Source organism: Vibrio sp. 704, from assembly GCF_033339295.1.
This window is the reverse complement of the sequence record NZ_JAWOUH010000596.1, coordinates 1-631: the sequence shown is the minus strand read 5'-3', so window position 1 is coordinate 631 and position 631 is coordinate 1. Positions and strand designations below refer to the sequence as shown.

1 protein-coding gene and 1 pseudogene are annotated in these 631 nt (G+C 43.4%); both read right to left on the bottom strand.

What is annotated here, in order from left to right; genetic code table 11:
- A partial coding sequence (locus R7R24_RS27965; RefSeq protein ID WP_318120335.1) for an MAPEG family protein occupies positions 1-168 on the bottom strand: 168 nt, incomplete at its 3' end.
- A 205-nt stretch (positions 169-373) separates the two neighbouring features.
- Positions 374-631: pseudogene (locus R7R24_RS27960) on the bottom strand (EamA family transporter RarD); the annotation flags it as partial.

The window sequence follows — 631 nt, the reverse complement described above, 5'->3', positions numbered from 1 at the left end:
AATGGGTATGTATTCGCTTGCGTTACTTTGTGCGCTGCGGGCAATTTGCAGTGCTTCTACGCCGCCATCTGCGTACGCAACCTTGTTAAGGCGCCTTTGTTTGATGACTTGAAACGCTAACCAAACTAAAAGTAGAGCCAGAATACTGGCATAAAGTGCAGTGATCATGTTGAGTCCTTTCTATTCAGATACCTATCCACTATACCTAAGTAACTTCAAGATGCCGAATAATGAAAAACATCGCTATTCATAACTTGAATTTCAGTGATAAAAAAGCGCTCGACTGAGCGCTTTTATGTTTGGTTTTACTTGGATGCACGATGAATTAAAACGAACGTGGTTTGACCCAAACTTGGTTTAAACCGGATTCGACCTACACCGAATGATTAGCCAACCTTTTGCGCTTTATTCCTTTCGCAACTCCTTCGAAGATCGTGAGCAACAAACCCACCCAGATAAAGGCAAACGTAACCGCTTTAACGTCATCGAACAGCTCCCCAAAGAACACGACAGCAAGAATAAACTGCAAGCTCGGCTCTATGTATTGCATCAAACCAACCGTCGATAAGTTTGTAATACGAATCGCGATTGAGTAGAAGATCAAAGGCAGAATCGTGATTGGCGCGCTGCC